At 66.7% G+C, this 19,335-nt stretch carries 18 protein-coding genes and 1 pseudogene; 14 read left to right on the top strand and 5 right to left on the bottom strand.

Annotated features, from left to right (window positions below):
• Together AC5Y30_RS21395 and AC5Y30_RS21390 are read right to left on the bottom strand one after the other, a co-directional pair.
• On the bottom strand, positions 1–330 hold the full coding sequence (locus AC5Y30_RS21395; protein ID WP_225337343.1) for a zinc ribbon domain-containing protein: 330 nt from the start codon (positions 328–330) through the stop codon (positions 1–3).
• A gap of 50 nt (positions 331–380) precedes the next feature.
• A pseudogene (locus tag AC5Y30_RS21390) lies at positions 381–476 on the bottom strand (helix-turn-helix domain-containing protein); the annotation flags it as partial.
• 98 nt (positions 477–574) lie between these two features.
• Between AC5Y30_RS21390 and AC5Y30_RS21385 the strand changes: the two are divergent.
• Positions 575–871, top strand: coding sequence for a hypothetical protein (locus AC5Y30_RS21385; protein ID WP_036473430.1), 297 nt, complete (start codon positions 575–577; stop codon positions 869–871).
• Between the two features lie 993 nt (positions 872–1,864).
• Here the strand turns inward: AC5Y30_RS21385 and AC5Y30_RS21380 are convergent.
• From AC5Y30_RS21380 to AC5Y30_RS21370, 3 genes are read right to left on the bottom strand one after another with little or no spacing between them, the layout of a single operon-like run.
• Positions 1,865–2,191, bottom strand: coding sequence for a hypothetical protein (locus AC5Y30_RS21380; protein ID WP_036473432.1), 327 nt, complete (start codon positions 2,189–2,191; stop codon positions 1,865–1,867).
• A 51-nt stretch (positions 2,192–2,242) separates the two neighbouring features.
• Positions 2,243–3,610 (bottom strand): cutinase family protein, encoded by a 1,368-nt coding sequence (locus AC5Y30_RS21375; RefSeq protein WP_036473434.1) that lies wholly within the window; start codon positions 3,608–3,610, stop codon positions 2,243–2,245.
• On the bottom strand, positions 3,607–4,326 hold the full coding sequence (locus AC5Y30_RS21370; protein WP_036473435.1) for a hypothetical protein: 720 nt from the start codon (positions 4,324–4,326) through the stop codon (positions 3,607–3,609). The genes AC5Y30_RS21375 and AC5Y30_RS21370 overlap by 4 nt, the downstream gene beginning before the upstream one ends.
• A 570-nt stretch (positions 4,327–4,896) precedes the next feature.
• Here AC5Y30_RS21370 and AC5Y30_RS21365 point away from each other — a divergent pair.
• The 13 genes from AC5Y30_RS21365 to AC5Y30_RS21305 are packed head-to-tail and all read left to right on the top strand — an operon-like array spanning position 4,897 to position 19,326.
• Positions 4,897–5,097: a hypothetical protein gene (locus tag AC5Y30_RS21365; protein WP_051641674.1), complete on the top strand. Its 201-nt coding sequence runs from the start codon at positions 4,897–4,899 to the stop codon at positions 5,095–5,097.
• A complete protein-coding gene (locus AC5Y30_RS21360) occupies positions 5,091–6,113 on the top strand; it encodes a hypothetical protein (RefSeq protein WP_036473437.1) in 1,023 nt (340 codons plus the stop codon). Before AC5Y30_RS21365 ends, AC5Y30_RS21360 begins: the two co-directional genes overlap by 7 nt.
• Before the next feature lie 3 nt (positions 6,114–6,116).
• On the top strand, positions 6,117–6,434 hold the full coding sequence (locus AC5Y30_RS21355) for a hypothetical protein (protein WP_036473439.1): 318 nt from the start codon (positions 6,117–6,119) through the stop codon (positions 6,432–6,434).
• A gap of 15 nt (positions 6,435–6,449) precedes the next feature.
• A complete protein-coding gene (locus AC5Y30_RS21350) occupies positions 6,450–6,950 on the top strand; it encodes a hypothetical protein (protein WP_036473440.1) in 501 nt (166 codons plus the stop codon).
• Positions 6,951–6,986: 36 nt separating this feature from the next.
• Complete coding sequence (locus AC5Y30_RS21345; protein WP_036473441.1) at positions 6,987–9,485, top strand: ATP-binding protein; 2,499 nt, start codon at positions 6,987–6,989, stop codon at positions 9,483–9,485.
• A 15-nt stretch (positions 9,486–9,500) separates the two neighbouring features.
• Positions 9,501–11,330, top strand: a complete 1,830-nt coding sequence (locus tag AC5Y30_RS21340) for a hypothetical protein (protein WP_225337322.1) — start codon at positions 9,501–9,503, stop codon at positions 11,328–11,330.
• Positions 11,331–11,346: 16 nt separating this feature from the next.
• Complete coding sequence (locus tag AC5Y30_RS21335) at positions 11,347–12,483, top strand: C40 family peptidase (protein ID WP_051641675.1); 1,137 nt, start codon at positions 11,347–11,349, stop codon at positions 12,481–12,483.
• Between the two features lie 28 nt (positions 12,484–12,511).
• Entirely contained in the window at positions 12,512–13,159 is a 648-nt protein-coding gene (locus AC5Y30_RS21330; protein WP_133259259.1) for a hypothetical protein, read from the top strand.
• Positions 13,159–15,903, top strand: coding sequence for an FtsK/SpoIIIE domain-containing protein (locus AC5Y30_RS21325; RefSeq protein WP_036473444.1), 2,745 nt, complete (start codon positions 13,159–13,161; stop codon positions 15,901–15,903). Before AC5Y30_RS21330 ends, AC5Y30_RS21325 begins: the two co-directional genes overlap by 1 nt.
• A gap of 17 nt (positions 15,904–15,920) precedes the next feature.
• Positions 15,921–16,334, top strand: coding sequence for a hypothetical protein (locus AC5Y30_RS21320; RefSeq protein WP_036473446.1), 414 nt, complete (start codon positions 15,921–15,923; stop codon positions 16,332–16,334).
• Positions 16,334–16,528, top strand: coding sequence for a hypothetical protein (locus AC5Y30_RS21315; RefSeq protein WP_036473449.1), 195 nt, complete (start codon positions 16,334–16,336; stop codon positions 16,526–16,528). The genes AC5Y30_RS21320 and AC5Y30_RS21315 overlap by 1 nt, the downstream gene beginning before the upstream one ends.
• Positions 16,528–17,406, top strand: a complete 879-nt coding sequence (locus AC5Y30_RS21310) for a hypothetical protein (RefSeq protein ID WP_036473452.1) — start codon at positions 16,528–16,530, stop codon at positions 17,404–17,406. The genes AC5Y30_RS21315 and AC5Y30_RS21310 overlap by 1 nt, the downstream gene beginning before the upstream one ends.
• Positions 17,407–17,427: 21 nt before the next feature.
• Entirely contained in the window at positions 17,428–19,326 is a 1,899-nt protein-coding gene (locus AC5Y30_RS21305; RefSeq protein WP_036473453.1) for a hypothetical protein, read from the top strand.
• Positions 19,327–19,335: the final 9 nt, after the last annotated feature.

Below are 19,335 nucleotides of genomic sequence, written 5' to 3'. Positions count from 1 at the left end.
CTATGCGGCAGGAGAGTCGTGTTGAGGTTCACGGTTCATAGACCGGCTAGCGCCGAGGTCTCCCCGTGCTGTCACCGCCCGTCCGGCGGCGATATTGCGTGCAGCGTTTACGTCGGCGTTGCACGGACCTGTGGTGCAGGACTCGCAGTCGAATACCGCTTGGCTCTTGCGGTTTCCGGCAGCGACGTGCCCGCACGCCGAGCAACGTTGCGACGTGAATGCGGCCGGGATCTGCTCGACCCGACCGTAAGCTTTGTGCTGCAGCCGCGCGGCGAGCAAACCCCAACCGCTGCGGCTGATTCGGCGCGCGCGGCAGTCAGCTGGGCGCACTGCTCGTGATAGCCCGGCGCGCGACGGCCCGGTCGCCAAAACTGCTGCTGCTCGACCGCCAAATTCCACACATACCGGGCGTGCCGGCAATGCTCAGCCAACCCCACCACCTGACCAGCAGCGGGAAGCAACCGATAACGCGACACCCCCGCAACCTAACCCCCACCACCGACACCAGAGTGAAAGGAGAAGCGGCGTTTCCTCCCGCGGCTAAAGCTACGGGTCTCCACGCCGCGACAAACCGATGATCCCCACGTCCAACGGGTTGATCCTGATGCATCCGCATTGGGATTCCGAGGCTGATCCGGCACCGTCCGTCGAGCAGTTGGAGACGGTCGAACGCCTGAACAAGTACTGGATGACCGCGGGTATGGTGCCGCTTACGGCGGGCCCGCAGTTCCTCGGCCAGCACGCCAACCGTCACGCGCTGAAATTCGCGCTGCACGCCTATCGGCAGCGCTTCTTCGACGACGACTACCTGATCGAGGTGCCGCTGGACCCGCTTCGGCAGCGGATCCGCGACGGCGACGACTTCCTCTGACGGAAACTAGTCGATGCCAACCGTTAGTCGAACGAGCGAGACGCGGCGGCGGACGGCAGCAGGGTGAAGCACGGGTCGGCGTACTCAGCCTGACGCATGAGAACCGACTCGGATCGGAGAAACGGTGAACCACAACGCGAAACTGCGGTGGCCGATTGTGGCCATCGTCTTGGCGCTTTTAGGTCTATGGATCACATGGGATCACCCGCATCTCATCGATAAGGTGACGGGCGTTACCGTCCTCAGCCTCGGTGCAGCGGGAACGGTTTGGGGACTCGTCGAGAAATGGCCGCTTTGACGTCCCTCTGGAGGGCAGGGACAGGTGGGGCTCCCCTGGCTCCGACCAGAGGAGGACGTCAACGTGCCCACGACTATGCCCCGGCGGCGGCGAGTTTGTTCGTTGCACTTGAGGCCCAACGTCCCGTTTGGTGAGGTCGAATCGTTGTCCCTGCGGCGACGTTATCCGCGGTCACCACCACGACGCGGAGACGACAACCCAACTGCCGCATCTGCCACACCCACGGACTGTGTTCTGCCACTCCCTGGCCCCGGGGGCTCACGCAGTGACCCGTGCGGAAGGGTCCGGTCGCGCGGTACCGGCGCGGGCGGCTCGGCACGCCGTGGCGCACGTTGGCGCGGGCTGGCGCGCATCCGGTGATCGAGGGTGTTTGAGGGCGGTGAAGCGTCGGGATGAACCGCGGTCTGCCGGTGCTTGCGGGGCTGTGGCCGGCGGCTTGGTGCCGGGGTCGGTCGGGGCGCCTGCAGAGCCTTGGCGGAAGGTCTGGGCGCGGGCTCGGAGGGCGGGTTGAGTGACCAATGACGGGGACTGTGCGACCCGTGATTGGTGCGTGGTGGCGCGCTGTGGAGCGGCATCCCAGCACCGGCCGGGGCAGGGCGTTTTGGTGGCGGTGGGGCTGCTGGTTGATCGCGAGCGGCGGGGCCCGCCGGTAGGCGTTTGGAGGTGGGTTGGCGCGGCCTGGAGCGGTCGGTCGGTTACCGGCGGTCGCGTGCTCGGTCGGTGTCGAGTGCGGCGCGTAGCGCGGCAATGTCGGGGTGGCGAACGTAGACATCCCAGTTCTTGTCTAGGTCGCTGAGGTCGTGGCCGGCGGCCAGGTCGAGGCCGAGCTCGGTGAGGCGCGCGGCGAGCTGGCTGGGTTCGCGGCACAGCGTATAGACGGGCCAGTGTTCGGTCTTGCTCGCGGCGACGGCGCTGGTGGCGCCGGGGGTTTCCGACCAGCCGGTGAGGGTGATTGCGCCGGTCGGTTCGCGCAGCAGCCAAAGCCCGTAATCCATGTGGGTGGTCTCCTGGTAGACGGTCATTTACGAGCTCTGGGCGGGGGTGTCTGGGGTCATGGGTGTCCGGGGTGCCTTTCAGACGATTCTGTTGAGTTGGTTGACGAAATAGCGTTGGACGAGCTGGGTGCCGGTGTGGCCGGCGGGGTCGAGGCGGGCGGTGTCGTAGTCGTTGTGGTAGTCGCCCTTGATGAATTCGGCGAAGTGTTTGAGTGCGGTGGCGACGGTGGCGGCGCTGAACTGGGCGAAGGTGGGGCCGAAGATGCCGGTGGCCTGGGTTCCGATGCCGCCGGTGGCCACGCTGATGGCGTTGATGACTGCGGTGACCAGATCGCCGAGGCCGGGGCCTGGGTGGGCGAGGCCGGCCCCGACAGGGCCGAAGGCGCTGACGTTGATGGCGTTGGTCTGCTCCTGCATTTTCGACAGCGCGTTGGCGACGTTGGCGGCTTTGGTTGCGATGGCCGTGATGAGCACGGGCAGTGCGGTCCACGCGCGTGCCTGGATGAGGTTGATGATTTGGCCGGCGGCGTTGAACAGCTCGGATGCGGTGGCCGCGACCTGTGGTCCGGCGAGCCAGAACAGCTGTTGGGCCAGTGCGACGCCGAAAGCGACGCCGCGGTGGACGAGGTCGGGGATGAGGTTGGGGTCTTTGACGAGCTGCAGGATTTGGTTGACGGCGGCGGTGGCGGGGGCGATGAGGCCGGCCATGAACATGGTGGCGAGCTTTTGGGCGGAGCCGGCTGGATCCGAGGCGTCGAGGTGAGATCCGAGGTGGCCGATGAAGCGCATGACGAGGTCGGCTTGGGGCAGGTTGCAGAAGTAGTCCAGCGGTGCGCAGATCGACAGGATGCCGTTGCGTTGAGTGAGCGCGCCGAAGCCGCCGGCGCGTACGCCGGCGAAGCCGACGCCGGGCTGGTTGAGCCCGATGGTGGGCTGGCCTACCGGGGACTGTGAGGGGTCGGCGACGAGGGCGACGCCGAGGAGCCGGTTGGCGGGGATGGCGCCTCTGTTGTGGCCGATTGCGGCTGCGATGTCGCCGGCGGCGTCGGCGCCTTGGCTGTAGCCGGTCAGCAGGAAGTTGGTATGTGGGCAGCGGTAGGCGACCGTTCTCATGTGGGCGTCGGCGCTGTCGATGCCGGCTTGTTTGGAGGCCAGGTAGCCGCCGCCGTCGGTGCCGCCGAAGATGGTTGCCGGGTAGGGCGTGTAGAAGGTGTCGACGGTGAGGTGAACGATCCGTTTGATCGGTTCGAGGATGTTGCCGAGGATGCCGACGGGTTTGGTGGGGTCGGCCTGCGGGGTGGTTTGCGTGGTGCCCGGGATCGCGATCGCTTCGATGGCTGGGCAGGTGGCCGGTGCGGCATGGGCAGGCGCAGCGGTGGACAGCAGCAGGGTGGCGGTGAGGGGTAGCGACACCGCCAGTGGAGTGCAGCGGTGGCGGATGGTCATGCTGCTGCTGCCGCGCTCTCGAAGTGGCTGCTGATTTTGCGGATGGCGCGTTGGGCGCGGCGTTCGATGGCGCCGACGTTGGCGCCGAGGCTGCGTGCTGCGCTTCTGGGGCTGTAGATGTCGGTGTTGAGGTAGAGCGCTTTGAGGGTCTCGTATTCCAGGGCGGTGATGATGCGGTGGTCGCGGGCCTGGGAGAGCAGGTGCGCGGTGTGGTCTTCGTCGGTGCCGGTGTCGCTGCGGTCGAGGATCGCGGAGTGGGGGTCGACGCGCACCGCCGCGGTGGGGGTGCCGGCGCGTGGCCGGGCGGCCATGACTTTGCGCAGGGTGGCGTTGTAGAGGTAGCGCGACGTCAAGATCTGTGGTTCTGCGGCGGTGCGGATGAGGGTGAAAAAGATGGTCAGGGTGTCGTTGTCGCGGGCGTCGCGGTCGGTGGACAGGTAGCCGTCGGGGTCGGCGAGTTCGGCGATGCGGCGCAGGGCGTGGCGCATCAGGACGGCTGCCATGAGCAGGGCGTGGCGGTCGCCGTTGCGGGCGTAGCGCGCGAGGGTGGGCAGCACGGTTGATGCGGTGGGCAGGTGCGCGCAGATGGCGTTGGGGGTGTGCGGGGCGCGCGGGTGCAGGGATTGGATGAGGGTTACTGCGGGCGTGAGGTCGCCGCGGCGGGGCTGGGTGAGCAGGCGGTGGGCCTGGTCGGCGAGTTGGTCCCAGATGGTCATTGGATTCCTTGGCGTCGCGGGGAGGTGACGCGCTTATGGAATCCGGGGACGTTGTTGCGGGGGTTTGCGAAGCGGTGTTTAGAGCGGTTGACAACCCGTCCTCATGGAGGTGACGTGCGTCACATCCTGGAGTGGTGACCTTGGGTTATGTGGTTGTCAGCTTGGTTGACGGGAAATGGGTGGGCGCCGCTGTCGGAGGTTGCTGAGCGCGGCGTACCCGGAGGCCGGCGCATCGGTTCGCGGGGCGGCACCTGGGCATAGCGATGCGTGGGGGCCTTCGGCCGGGGTGCGGCGGGGATTCGTCCGGGCTGTCGTCACCGCATATGCGGTGATGCGCTTGGCGCATACGTTGACGAGCTAATGCAGGAGGGGGAGGCGCTCGTCCGTGGCTTCCGCCTCGCGGCTACAGCCGAGCCGAGCGTAATCCCCCTGTCAAGCATCGAGCGAACATCGCGATGTCATACGCGCGTATGCGTTACCAATTCGTTATGTATGCGGTTGTCGCCAAATCGGTGTTTTGGCCCGCATTAGAGGGCGTCCGAGCATCTACCCCTCTTGGAGGCCTTACCGATGGCGCAGCCGATTCGCCGCACCCACGCTGCGGTCCGCTCCTACTGCGACCAGCTGCGCGAGCTCATGGACCAGCTGCGGTCCGACCCCCTCAACGAGGCCAAGTCCGTGGCCCTGGTCGCGCACATCATCAACAACCGCAGCACGGCCCTGCAGCTGCTTGACGTGCTGGAAACCCAGGCGGTGGGGTCCGTATGTTGACGCGCTCCATCGCCGGTGCGCTGGACTCGCTCTTTCTGCGCGTCAGTGGCGGGGACACCATCCGCGCCGATGAGCTTCGCGCCCGAGCGAGCGCGTCGTTTCTGGCGTTCATCATGATCAGTTACATCCCGCTTCTAGCCGGGGTTGTGCTGCTCGTCATGAATCGGCCGCATGCAACCGATACAGCGGCCGAACAAGACCAATTCACGGCGGTGAAGTCCTACGCAACCCGCTACGTGGATGCCTATCTGAAAGACCCGTCGAACACGGCGGCGATCAAGCAGTTCTACGACGGCGATATCCCCCCGTCTGCGCTGCCGGCCGGCGGGCGGGCGCTGCGCGCCGCGTCATGTCTTCCGGGTGTTTTCAACGACGGTTTTCAGACCTATTCGGTCGTCGTTGACGCCGAGATCCCGAAGGCCGCCAACGCCGCGTCCATGGTGCCGGTCAAGCTCCAAGTCGATATCTCAGCAGACACCCACAACTTGTACCGCGCGTTCACGCTTCCGCACGCACGACCGGATCGCCAACCGGGGCTGCCGGTGCAGCTGGCCACACAAACATTGGTCTCCGAAGACCGGCCGGTGTACAAGACCGTCGCCGGGTTCCTCGCCGCGATGCTCACCGGGCAGGGAGACCTGACGCCCTACATCTCTGCGGCGGCCAAAATCACGGCCGAACAACCACCGCGCTTCACCACGATGGCCATCGAGCGCGTGCAAACCAATTCCGAGGCTGCCACCGCCCAGGACGTTCCTCCCGCAGCCGACGGCATTGAGGTCACGGTGCGGGCCGTGATGCAAACCGCCAGCGGCGTGCTGATGCCGATGGATTTCCCCCTCGTGATGTCGGTGGCAGCAGGCCACTGGCAAGTCGACCGGATCAACGATGCGCCCAGCATCATCCCGCCCAACCAAGCAGGGCCGTCTGGACCGTCATTGACCCCAACGACCACCGCCACAACGTCCACCAAATCACCGCGCGGCTACGCCACCAACAGCCCCGAAGGGAGCTAACAAATGATCACCACCGTCGCCTCGTTCATCGCGGACGGATCCGCCTCAGCAGCAGCCACCCATGTCCGAACCGTGGCAGCCCCGATTTGGGATATCGGCGCCAACATCAAAAACCAGGGCATCAGCTTCGCGGTGTTCTTGGCGATGGGCGGCACGGCGGTCTTGGCGGTGTTCGAATACTTCGTCGTCAAGAACAAGACCGCCGCGCTGAAAACCGTCGCTGTCGGTGTCATTCTCATCGGCATTATCGGGGCACTGCCCTCGCTGGGTGTGGTGTCCAAAGACACCGTCCACAGCCTGACCAACAGCGGAACCCGCTGAGCCGGGACAGCGCCGATGTTTGTCGCCAAGTGGTACACCCGAGCCTCGCGGGTCCGCATCGTCATCGCCAAGTTCGACGGGCGATGGAAGCTCCCCGGCGGACCCTTCCCGATCCCCGAGCTGATCGCGCTCGTCGGTGGGTTGTTGATCACCCTGTTCGCGCTGCCCCGGTTCGGCGATCCCTTACTGACCGGCGCGGTGGGAGTGAGCGTCACAGTCGCCGCGGTCGGGGTGATGCGGCGCATGCCGTACTCCCCCGTCAAATTCAGCACTCGGCTGCACCGAATCTTCCTCCTCTACACCAGTCCCCGAAGCAGCAGCGTCAACGAACAGCGCCGCGTCGAGGCCGTGTCGACGGTGCGGCCAACCATCACCATTCTCGACGCAATCGACGCGGCGCCGGTATCGCACCGCGCCGAATCGCGCCCACATGCGCCGACCGCAACAGTCACTGATTCCGGGTGGGACGACCTGTTCGACCGGCCGCACAGCACTGCAGCAGAACTGTTCACCTGATCACCGCCTCAAACACCCTCGAAGAAGGACGCTCTGATGGCTCACCAGCTCGACCAGAACCTGCAACCCACGATGTCGGTGATGGGCAACCTGCGCCGCATGCGCGATGGCGCAATCTGGGCCGACTACCGGCTCACCGGACTGGCGTATGGATACACCAGCGACGAACGCAAATACGACACCTTGATCCACCACAAAAACCTGATCCGAGCGCTGCCGAACAACGCGGTCATCGCAGGCGTCATCGCGGCGATGAATCCGGACGAAATCCTTGCGCGCGCGATCGCCGGAACAGACCTCAGCGCCCGTCCGATGTGGCGCGAGGAATGCGAGGGCAAGCACGAGTACTTTTCGTCCACGGTGCACGCCGCCGAGCGGATTTTCGTGCTGTCATTTCCGGTCACCGACGCCGACGTCGTATCCGATCTCACCGGCTGGGGCGGCGTGGCGCGCCGCTCGGCGGAGCGTGACCGCGTCGAGATGGCAAGGGCGGCAGCGCTAGCGGCCGCGATCGTCGCGCGTCTTCCGTCGGTGTTTGCGTTCGAGCCATTGACGGCAGCGCAGATGGTGTGGCTGTGGAACCATGCGTTGTCACGCGGGACGCGCCGCGAGGTGTTTCCGCCCTCGATTTCGTCGAACGTGTCCTCCCCCGCCGGAGCGTTCGCCGCAGCGGAATTCGACGAAGGTGAACGGCGTGGCGACCGCAAGCGGTGGCGGCCGGACAGCTTTGCGCCGCTGGTGAAGATCAGCCAGCCCGGCCGGATCGGCGCGGCCACCTCATGGCAGACGCTGCTGGCGATCGAATCGCTTCCCCTCGAGGGGTTGCAGTTTCCGGGGTCGGAGTTTTTCACCATCGCCGACCGCGTCGATGGATTCGACGTCGACTGGGCAGCGCGGATCAGCAAGACCAGCCGCGAGCAGGCGATCGCGCGCAACACCAAGAACCTGCGGCGGCTCAATGAGCAAGTCGGTGAGCGCGACTCCGAGGTGTCCTTCGCCCAAGACATGCTGTCGCAGCAGGCGCTCGATCTCGGCGAATACAACGCGCTGTTGGAAACCAACGACGACGAGATCGAGGTGTCGATGTGCCCGATCTTCGCCATCGCCGGCGCCTCGCGGGCCCAGTGTGAGGACGGGGCGCTCAAACTGGTGCAGGCCTTCGAACGTAACCGCATCAAAGTGGTCGCCCCGCTGGGCGGGCAACGCGAGCTGTGGTCGGCGATGAATCCCGGCGGTGCCGGCCTGCGTGTGGTTGCCGACTTCTCCCACGTCACCATCAGTGAGTACCAGGCCGCCAGCGTGCCGTTCGCGACCAATGCCGTCGGTGATGCGCAGGGGCCGATCATCGCGCTGAATTTGTCGGGTCGGCGCAATCAGCCGGTGCACCTGGAGTGGTGGCGTGAGCCGCTCAAAGACGCGTCCTCGGCGATCGCGATCGCCGGTGAATTGGGTGCGGGCAAGACCTGGCTGATCATGTACATGCTGTTCCATTTGGTCGACATCGGCGGTCAGTTCTTGGCGATCGACCGCACCGATTCCGGGGAGTACGCGCGCCCGGCGGCCACCCTGGGTAGTCACGCGATCATCGACCTGATGCGGCCGCAGTGGTCGATGGATCCGCTGCGCACCTTCCAGGCCGATATTGGGGTCGACTCCGCCGTCGAACTGCTCACGCCGCTGTTCGAGTGCGAAGCGAACTCCCCGATGGGAATGACACTGGGTGAGGTGCTGCGCCCGGAATGGGGGGTGCGCTCGATCCCGGACCTGCTTGCCGTGCTGCAGCGCGGGGCTGACATGGGCAAGTTGGCCGACGGCAAGCCGCTGCCTTCGGGATGGGATGAGCTGCACCGCCACCTGGCCTACTGGTCAGGCCGCCGCTATGCCGCGGCGCTGTTCGACCCGAATCTGCCGTCGCTGGATCTCAACACCGAAGGCATCGTGATCCGCACCAACAGGGTCGAGGTGCCCACCGGTGAGGAAGTGGCGGGCCGCGAGGCGCTGAGTCCGAGCAAGGTGTTCGGTCGGGCGATCTATGGGCTGTCGATGGAGTTGGGTCGCCAAGCATTCCAGCTCAACAAAGCGCGACCGGCCGCGGTGGCCCTCGATGAGGCCTACCACGTGACCTCCACCTCCACCGGTTTGGCCCGTACGGCGCGGCTGGCGCGCGACGGCCGTAAAGACAACATTTCGTTGATCCTGGGAAGCCACGACCCGGTCAACGACTATCCCGCGGGCACCGCATTGGACCTGATACCGATGCGGATCGTCATGCGCCACCGTGACGAGACGCTGGCCAGGCGGTCACTGAAATGGCTGGGGATCGACCCCGACAAGAACCCGCACATCGTGCGTGACTTGACGACCAACACCTCACCCAAAGGCGCCGACGGCAAGGTGGTGCGCGGCCGCGAGGGCGAGGGCTACATGCGCGACGCCCGCGGCGCGATCGGCCGCATCAAGGTGCTCGGCCCCTCCTCGCCGCTGCGGCGCGAAGCGATGAGCACCACTCCCCCCGACCACAGCCAAGTCGCCTAGCCCACGGAGGTTCATGTGAGGGACCATCGGCCCAACAGCGGCGGCCGGGTGCTCGTCGACGCCGATCGGCTGGCGCGTTGGGATCAAGGGATTCGGGCCTGGACTCCCGCGGCCGTGCTGCGGTGGTGTGCACGTCACCGTGCGGTGACCACGGCGGTGCTGATTGGATTTCTGCTGCTCGTGGTCGGCGCGGCCCAGGCGAGCGCGGATCCAGGTACCGGCGCCGACACCGGGGCCGGGGACGTGCTGATTTCCTGGATGGGAATCAAAGACTCCGACAATGTGCCGGTCGCCAAATACACCTTGACCCTCAATCAGGGCGGCTGGGACGATCCCACGGCGAAGATCTTTTCCTACGTCGATTCTGTCGTCTACGAGGTGTATCTGTGCGTCACGACGACCGCGCTGTGGCTGATCAAATTCGTGCTCGACTTTTCGTGGTTGAAATTATTCACCGGCCCGTTTCAGACCATCGGTCACGGCGTGGATACCGCGATGGACCGGTTCGGGTTGGCCGCGACCGCCCTGGCGGTCTTGGCGATCATCGCGGTCTGCACGGTGCTGGCCGGCCGCACCGCCAAAGCGGTGTCCAACATCGCCATGGCGATGGTGATGATCGGTATTGCCGCAACGATTTTCGCTAACCCGCTGGCCGAACTCGTCGGCCCCGATGGGCTGCTGGCCAAAGGGCGTGACACCGGTCTGCAGATCGCGTCGTCGGTGTCGGACGGACACATGAGCGACAACGGCGGCAAGGCCAACATCGACGACATGGTGTCACGTCTGGCCGATAGGTTTTTGCGTTCGCCCACCCAGATGATCAATTTCGGGCAAGTCAGCGACTCGATTTCGCGTAAATGCAAAGAAGCATGGTCGAAAGGAATCAAAGACCAGCACGGCGACAAACTCAAAGACGACATTCAGGGGTGCGACTCCAAAAAGGGCGACCAAATGCACGACAAGTCTATGGGTAACCCCGCCGCCTTCCTGGTGCCGCTGTCCATCTGCGGTTTCCTGGCCAGCATCCTTGTCGCCTTCGCCTGCTACTTCGTGTGGCATGTGGTGCGCGCGGCGGTACAAGCCATGCTGTATGCCGCGCTGGCCCCGCCGGCGTTCGCCATCGGCGTGATACCGGGCGGGCCGCAGATGTTCGCGTGGAAAACCCTGCTGGACTGCGCGATGGCGTTCGCGGCGATGGTCATCTACACCGCGGCGTTCGGCGGTTACAACGTGATCCTCGACCAAGTCTTCAAGGAGTCGACCAACGCCATCCAGTCGATCTTTCTGACCACGCTGGTCCTGGCGTTCGGGTTCGCGTTCTTCGGGCCGCTGCGCCGCATGTTCGACCGCAGCCGCGACACCATGGCCGCCAAACTCGGCGGCGGAAACAGCGGCGGGTCCGGCCGAGGCTGGCTTTCCAAGTCCGCTGACCTGGCTGCACTGAAGGGCAACCTGGCGCCCGGCGGGCGCGGCGCCTCGAGCAACAAACGCGAGCCGGGCCGCATCCAACCAGAATCGGACTCCTCCAGCAGCGCCGGCGGGGGCGGTGGCGGCGCCGGTCCAGACGGCGGCGACGGACCTGGATCCGGGCCGGCATCCATCAGCGACCCCGCAGCAGGTGGCGCAGGCGCATCGGGGGCAGGCCGCGCCGGCGGCGACGCCGACACCTCCTCGGATGCCGGCGGCCACCAGCGTGCGCCGCAGCCAGCCGAACCGGCGGTCGTGGTCAGCGATGCCAGCCGAGTTCACGACCGGCTGGCCGAAGCGGTCCGGATCTACCGCGCCAGCCGCGGCGGGGGCGGGGGCGGCCGCGAGGGCCGCCACGCGTTGTCTGAGGCTGCCTGACTAGGGCCGGGCACTGATGGAACCGATGGAATGGGTGGCGATCGCCCGCACGGTATGGGCGCATCGCCGCAAGCTCTACGCCGCGCTGGCGTTGCTGGCGCCGTTCGCGTTGACCGCGCTGCTGGTGATCTTCGTGGTGTTCCTCGGTGGCGGGGCGCCGCCGGCCACGGCGGGGCTGACCCCGCAGTGCCAGCACCAGCTGCAGTCCCAGGGAATCAGCCCCGACACCGGGGTGTCGTTTGGGCCGGGCCCGATCAACAACGGCAAAGCTGTCATCGCCGCCGGCCTGCAGATGAAGGTGCCCGAGAAGGGCATCATCATCGGCTTGGCGGTGGGCATGGAGGAATCCGGGCTGCGGAACCTGGCCAACTCCAATGTGCCCGAATCGATGGGCATTCCCCATGAGGGCGTGGGACACGACCACAAGTCGGTCGGAATCATGCAGCAACAACCATGGTGGGGCAGCCTGCGTGACCTGATGACCCCCGGCGTTGCGGCTCAAAAGTTCTTCGCCAAGCTGCTCAAAGTCGGCGGCTGGCAGAACATGGCCCCCACGGTGGCCGCCCAAGCAGTCCAAGGATCGGCCTTTCCCGACGCCTACGCCGCATTCGTGACACAGGCAACCGCGTTCTACCGCCAGCACTTACACGAAGTGATGGCCAGCTCTGGTCATCCCACCCCGCCGGAGTCCACCAAAGACGACAGCGGCCGCGACATCTGCGGTGTGGTACGCGATCCGCACGCCGGCGCGCCGAGCAACCTGGGGCCCGGCACCGCGGCCGGGGTGGCCGCCGCGCGAGCCGCAGAAGCCCAGATCGGGCTGCCCTATGTGTGGGGCGGCGGAAACACCAACGGCCCCACCGGGGGCGGATTCGACTGCTCAGGTCTGGTGCTCTACGCCATCTACCAAGCCTCAGGACACCGAATTGTGTTGCCCCACTTGACCTACGACATGGTCCACTACGGCAGCATCGTCCCACGTACCGCCGTGCAGCCAGGCGATCTGGTGTTTTTGAACCCCGACTCCCGCGGGCCCGGACACGTGGCCATGGTGGTCAACCCCACCACGATCGTGGAAGCCCAAGACTTCGGGATCCCGGTGAAGCTCTCACCGTTTCCCTCCCGCTTCGTCGTCATCAAACGCGTCCTATGACCGAGAAAAGAGGCAGGCTGACATGAACATGAGCACACAGCAGCGATCACTGCGAGCCCGATGGTGGCGCCTGCGGTGGTGGATGCGGCGGGTCCCGCTGCGTCTGCGCCTGGGAGTGATCGCCGGCATCGTCGCCGTGGCGGGATTGTGCTGGCAGTACAGCACCCACCACGGTGAGACCGCCGCCAGCGAGCGCCACCAGCAGCGGCCAGCCGCCAGCGCCACCCCCGCGCCGGCGCCGGCGGCCCCGCCTGCTGACTACGGCGACAACCCTGCGGTGGACCAGCTGCCGGCACCCACCGTGGCGCCGCAGCTGGCCTCGATCGACGCCGCTCGGGCCCTCGCCGCGCGGTTCGCCACCAATTTCGCCTCCCCGAACGACAATCACGACGACTGGTTGGCCCGCATCAGCCCCGATGTGTCGCAGCAGCTGATCGAGCAATACCGGCTCACCGATATCCGCAACGTCCCCCAGGCCGCGGTGAGCTCGCTGGACGGGCCGCTCGACGAGCTGCCCGGCGCCGTGGCGTTTCGCGCCACCTACAACGACGGGTCCCAGATCGAAATCCGTCTGGCGCTGGCAGCAGACGGCTGGAAGGTCGCCAACGTGGTGCCGGTCAACTCCGACACCACGCCGGCGCCGGCCTCCTCCTCCCCGGGCCCGGGGGTGCGGTGATGGCAGCGAACAAGACAGCTCCCGGCGCCAAGGCTGACACCAGGACGGCGCCGCCGCCGCGGCCCTACGCGATCAACAACGCCGAGCTCAAACGCCCCCACATCGCCGGCGAATCCGCGGCCGAGCAGAAGCAGGCCGCCCAAGGGTGGCGGTGGATCATCCTGTCCGCGCTGGCTGTGGTCGCGCTACTGACCTACACCAAGATCTGGCCAGCGGCCCAGCACCTGCTCTATTCGCCCTCACCGGTGCGCGACTACCTGCTGCCCCCCTCAGCCAACCCGATCTACGTCGTCGCCGGCGTGGGCGTGGGCTGGTTTTGGATCTTGTTCATCGCCGCCCCGGCGATCGCCGCGGCGGCGGCCGCACTGTGGTGGGCCATGCTGGCGTGGTCCAACCACCGCGCCCGCACCGGCCATCTGGGCCAGCTGCGTGCCGGACAGGCCTGGACCGGTGAGCAGTACCCCACGGTGCCGCTGATTGTGGGAGGCGCTGGTGTGACCCTGGCCCTGGCCGGGGCCCTGTTGCGCTGGGCCGGGCCCGCGGCGAGCACCCTGCCTGGTCGGCTGGTGGTCGTTGCGCTATTGGTCGCGGCCGGCTACGGGTTCACCCAATTCGCCTGGTGGGCGTACCTGCGCGGCACCATCACCCGCCAGATCAACAAGGTCACCTACCTGGCGTCGTTCACGCTGGGATGGACCGATGACCTGCGAGCTGGCCGCGTCAAGGTCATACGCTGCGCCTACCCGCGCCGGCAAAAAGCATTCCCCAAGGTGGTCAAGCTGCTCTACAGCCAGCATCCCCGAGCAGTCGGCGACGACCTCATCGCCGAAGTCGGCGCGGTGCTGCGCGAGGTCACCGGCCACACCTACACCCTTGAACATGAGGCGTTGACCCGCACACTGACCGCCACCCACACCGTGACCGTCGATGAGCACGACGCCGTCGACGACGCCGAAACGGTGCTCGCTCCGCTGGTCGCCTCCTGGTTTGATGCGGCAGCCCACATCGCCTCGGTGACCGTGGACACCCCAGCCCCGGTGACCGACGAGGCTGACGGGCAGGCCGCCAGCAGCCCGCCCGCCGATGTCGATGAGGAGCTGGCGCAACGAGCGGCCGCCACCGGCAACGACGCCATCGCCTCGCGGATCCGCGAATTCACCGTCGGCTTCGCCTACAACCTGAAGGTCAGCTCGGCCTATCGCCGCGGAGTCATCGAAGGCATGGTCTCTGATGCGCTCGGAGGATCCTGGGAAGCCGAATGGAGCATGGCCTCGCGGCGGGTGCGGTTCGTGCGCAGCCCCGGCCTTCCCGTCCTGGTCGACCCGCCGCTGCAATTCCCCACGGTCACCCGGGCGACCATCCGTTCCCTGTACAAGCACACGGTCATCCCGTTCGGCGTCGACGCCTACGGCAACACCATCAGCTGGGACTTCAAACAGTCCCCGCACATGCTCATCGCCGGCCAGACCTCCTCGGGCAAGACGTCGGCGCTGATGACAGTGGCCACGCAGTGCGCCCGGCGGGGTTTCAACGTGGTCGAAATCGACCCGAAGGGCTTCGACTCCCCAGGGATGCGGGATTGGCCGAACGTGTCGCTGGTGACCGCCGGTACCGACGAAGACGGCTTGGTCGGGCACACCGCCGCGCTGCGGTTCATCGCCGACACCATGCGCGATCGGCTCTCGCAGGTCAAGATCAATCCCAACCGCGCCGACGACTTCGACCCCATCATCGTGATCACCGACGAGTTCTCCAACCTGGTGGTGGCGTTGGCCGAGTTCTACGCGACGTACAAGACCAGCAAGGAAAAAGGAGCGCCGCCCACCACCAAAGACGTCGGGATCCTGCTGCGGACCGCGCGAGCAGTGGCCATCCATATGGCGATCGGCATCCAGCGTCCCGACACGATGTTCATCTCTGGTGAGGCGCGCGACAACACCGCGTTGCGGGTGGCGATGGGCCGCCTGCGATCCAAGGACGCGGCAATCATGATGTTCAACGACGCGGTCGCGGGCACCCGCATCCAACCGGGCATCAAGGGCCGCGGCACCGTGCAGCTGCCCGACGGCCGGTTCCGGGAGATGCAAGCGTTCTACACGCCGAAAATCCCGGCCACCGAGGAGCAGTGGGCGGCGTTGACAGACCACGAACGCGCCATCCTCACCGAGCTGCGCAACGTCGACAGCTTCTGGCCGCGCCGGGTGGTCGACAGTGCGCTGCGCGGCTACGACCCCGAGGACGAAGACCAGTCGCTGTCGTTCGCCGACATCCGCCAATCACCGATCGTGCTCGCCTCCGAACGTCCCGACCTGGACCCCCTGAGCGAGCAGTACGTGCGACCGTTGAGCGCGGTCCGCCAGGCCACCATGGACGACGAGCATGCCGACCTCGCGGGGATACCACACGGCCACGATGGGCAGGGCGCCACAGCGCCGGCGGCCGCGTCATTCGGGGCGCCCGTTGACGGCTTCGACGACGACTATTTACCGACCATCGAAGACGAATACGCTGCCGCGATCCCGGTCGCGGCCAACGAGATCACCCACGGTGATCTGGTGGACCTTTCCGTTGACGGTGTCGCAGACTGGAAGTACGTTCACGCCGAGCCTTACCTCACCGAAGATGCTGACGGTCTTGACCGGCTGGTGATCCCCTATCGGGACCTCGATGACGGTCACGACGCCGCCGACATCGAGGTCGATCCCTACGAGGTGATGCAGGCTCGCAAACTGCATATGCACTAGCGACAACGGAGGTGGGTATGGCGCCCAGGAAAAGGAAAAACGGCAGGGCTGCCGCGGAGGCCGCGTATGCCAACCTACTCAAAGACAACACCGCCCTCGTCGGTGATGTCGGAGAAACCTGGGACGCCTACGTGGCCCAGCTCCACGACGCGGCGGCGGCACGGGAGCGCTACGAAGAGGCGCGCGCCGCGGCGGTCAAAGGTGGTGCGGTCACCAACGATCAACTCGACCAAATGGGCTACAAGAAAACCGCCAAGTTGCCCACACCGCCGCCCAGAACCCCGGCCGGCCCCACCTCGCAGAGCTCGCCGGGGTCCAAGCCGGATGCCCCCGCGGGGCGGCCCGAGCCATCTTCTGATTCACACACCAACGGTGTATCAGCCGAGCCGGCGTTGGCCTCGGTGGGCGCCGCCAACCGAGGGGAGTACTGATGAGTGCGATCGACGCGCTGGTCCAAGAGTCTCAGGAGCAGCACCGCCGCTACTACGACCTGTTCGGCCATAACCCGGTGCGTGGTGACGGGCTGCGTGAGGTCGGCGAACTGAGCCGGCAATGCGCCGAGCAGGCCCGCGAAATCCGTCAACAGGTCTTGGATTCGAACTTCTCCACGGCGGTGCTCGGCTAATGGGCGGTCACGGCGGCCCTTTCGCCCAGTCAACCGGTCATGATCACGTACCGCTGGACGGGTTCAACGGAAACGCCACCGGTGCCGGTGGTGCCGCGGACGGCAGTGCTGATGTCAACATCAACGGCGGCAACGCCATCGCGGGTAACTCCGCAGCCGAGGCCGCCGAGATCGCCGCAGTCCCCAATCCGCAATCACCCGAAGGCCAACGTCAGATCCTGGCGATCATCGAGAAATACCAGTCCAAAAGCGCTGGCACAGTTGAAGAATCGGCGGCCACCCAGCAGGCCAACGGCGAGGACGCCGCCAACGGCGGTCACCACCACCATGGAGACGACGACGGTAAAGACGACTCCAAAGGCGGTAGCGGCCTGATGGACATCTTGAGCCAATTGCTCGGCTCAGGGAGCTCAGGGCTGCAAGGCATGAACCCGTTGGGTCAGGGCATGAGCCCGTTCGGGCAAGGAATGGGCGGTGCTGGCGCCAACCCGTTCGGCGACCCCTACGGTGCGCAGCAGGCCGGTGCGACCAGCCCGGCCGCCAACCCCTTCGCCGACCCGCTGGCCTCGCCGAGCGCGCCGGCGGCCACCACCGTGGGAGCCACCTCAGACCCGTTCTCCAGCTCCCCCACCGGCGCCACCAACGCGACCCCGGCGGGCAGCAACCCCAACGCGGCCACCAACCCCTTCACCACCGCAGACAACCCCGGCGGACAAGGCGGTGGCGGCGGTGCGGGGGCTGTTCCGGCGACCGGCGGCGGCACCAAGCCAGGCGCGAGCGCGACGAACACCTCGGGTGTGGACCTGGATGCGTTTTCCGGCGGTGATGGCGGCGCTGTTCCCGCGGACCCGGCCACCAGCGCTACGGGCAGCAAGTAGTCCGGGCACAGCGCGCAGGTCATGGTGTCCACCGCCGTCAGTAGCGTCCCGGTCACCTCATGGTGGTACGGGCAAAGCCGAGCGCGCGACGTTGCGCGGCGCCTGGAATCGCTGTCGGGGCTCTCACCGGCACCGGGGCCCGCCGGGGTGATCACCGCCCGCCGCGACGAACTGACGGTGACCTTCGTCGAAGGGCTCAAAGCTCCCCTGCCCCAGCCGTGGCAGCCCGCCGGCCGCGAAGCCCGCATCGGTTGGGAAGCCGTCGACCCCGGGTACCCACCGGACCCCAACCATCCGGTTTACCTGGTGGTGTTCGGGACCACCGATGACGGTGGACTGGTGGGGTTGAACCTGGCCGCATTTCCCCGGCTGCGCGTCGAAGGAGATCCCGACACCGCTGCCGCATTGATCCGCCGCTGGGTGCTGGAACTGGTGGCTACCCATCCCGCCATCAGCATTGGGATCACCGACGACGTGTGGACGGGGCCATGGACCACCCGGGTGCAACCAGTGGCGCCGGGGTCTGTTCCCGGCGTCGACGTGCTGGTGTGTGGTCCCGGGCTGACCTATGCCGAACGCGCCCAGATCGTGGCCGCGGCGACCAGCCCGATCCTGATTGACCTCGGTCAAGACGCGGCGATGTCGAGCACCTGGGTGATCAACTGTGGTCCCGATCGGCTCGGGCAGATCAGTCGCGGCTCCTCGTCGCGGCCGATGACGGCCACACTGATCGTTCCCAGCGCCGAGGTCGTCGAGCGCTGCGCCGAACTGCTGACCGACCAGCCTGAGCATCCGGTCGCCACCCCTGAAGCGGTGCCGGCCGAACGCGGCGCCGCCGCCGGCGCAGTGCACTGGGATGACTCGGCCCTCGATACGACCGGCCTCGACGAGGACAGCCCGACCACTGGGACTGCAGGCCTTGCCGACAGCGCGCCCCGGCCTGAACCCGCGCCTGGCGAGCAGGGCCCGATCGACTTCTTCGCCCCCGGGAACGCAACCTCGACGCCCGCGGCGCCGACGTTCCTGGTCGCCGACCACCCCGATGACAGCCAAGCCGCCCAACGCGCCCCCGTTGCGGCACCCGCAGACGAGCACCACGCTCCGGGCCCGGCCCCGCACGCTGCACAAGCCGACCTGCCGGCAGCTGCACTGCCTGTTGCCGCGGCGACCGAAAGCCGGCAACAGACCGATGGGCCAGCGCCGGTGATCGCGCCGATGTGGAACCGCATCCTTGGCCAGGTAGTACTGCAACCACCGCACAGCACCCAAGAGCCCGGGCCCCGGGAAAAGCGGCTCAACGAACTCACCGTGTTCCTTCAGCACCGCCCCTGGGCCAGGGCCGATGACATCATCGCCTGTGTCTACGGCGGGGCGGCCTCAGAAAAAACGGTGACCCAGCAGCTCTCCTTGCTGCGCGCACGGCTGGGAGTCGTGCGCCCCGGTGGGCCAAAAGCGTTGCCGCCCATGAGCGATGGTGGCTATCACCTCGACAACGCGGTGCGCTCAGACTGGATGGAATTCGAGCGGCTGGTGGAAATCCTCGTCGAGACCACCCCCACCCCGAACCTGATCGCAGCGATGGATCTGGTCACCGGGCCGCCGCTGAGCAGAATCCCGCCGAAAGAATGGGCCTGGACCAAAGACTTGCGCGAAGAGTTACGTGACCGAGTTCCCGCAGCTGCGGTGGCCCTGGCGCGCCGGCACCACGACGCCAAGCGGTTCGGGGCCGCGGTCGAAGTCGCGCGCAAAGGCTTGTGGTATGACAGCGTTCGACAGGACCTGTGGCAGGTCGCGCTGGCGGCGGCTCTCGAGGGCCACGACAAGGACGCGTTCCGCGCATTGCGCGGACAGTTCCTCGCGACCGTCGCCGGACCCGATCGGGATCCGGTGGTCTTCGATCTCACGCGACAGGCAGGATAAAGGGGCCGC

It is taken from the genome of Mycobacterium sp. NGS27 (assembly GCF_059813005.1).
This window is presented reverse-complemented; position numbering and strand designations above follow the sequence as displayed.